The following is a 761-nucleotide window of genomic DNA, read 5'->3' on the forward strand; positions in this document are numbered from 1 at the left end:
AGTTGTTTGGCCATCACGGTGAGCATGGCGAAGTCGACGCCTGAAGATGTTTTCTTCATCTCGCTCAGCATCTGGTCGGTTTGCTCAATGGCGTTCTGGTTGCTTTCAATCCAGGCAGTCATCCCGGCCATGGCGTCTTTGCCTTTGGTCTGGGAGTCCAGTGCCTTGTGGGTCAGTTCGGACTGATAGCCATAAAGGTCTTCGATCAGGGAATTGACCGCCAGCTTCTGCCAGTGGTTTTTCAGCCCCAGTTGTTCCCCGGTTGCCCGCATCCAGCCGAGATCAAAACGCGACCCCATCTCGAAATAGACTTTGGAGACATCGACCACATCCAACTTGCGCGTCTGGGCAATGCCCACAATGTCACAGCCCGATACCAGCATCACCTTGCCCGCAACGGATTTGGCAAGCGGTGCGGGGACGCCATTGTCAATGAAGGTCTGAGCCTGTGCCAGATGACTTCGCAGAAGCGAGTCCGGCAGGACTTCTTCCAGCTTTTCATCCAGCTTGGTCAAGCCTTCCTGGAAGGATCCAACGATCTTGCCGATATCCAGCGGACGTTCTGAATTGCGCAGGAACCATTTGGTCCCGCGATCAATCAGCTTGCTCACCTGATTGAGCATACGGATTTGCTCAGTCGCTGAGACCTTGTTATCCAAAGCTTCAATGGCTGTCCAGGTTTCCCTGAGGCCAAAGGCATCGCGTGTGATCAGATAAGCACGCGCGATATCATCAGGGGCTGCGTTGGTATTTTCCATCAC

The 761-nt window shown here is 54.0% G+C and carries 1 pseudogene; it reads right to left on the reverse strand.

Going from position 1 to position 761, the window contains the following annotated elements:
- Positions 1–761 (reverse strand): annotated as a pseudogene (locus tag RYZ26_RS19875) (NAD-glutamate dehydrogenase domain-containing protein); the annotation flags it as partial.

The organism is Terasakiella sediminum, from assembly GCF_033100395.1.
GTDB lineage: Bacteria > Pseudomonadota > Alphaproteobacteria > Rhodospirillales > Terasakiellaceae > Terasakiella.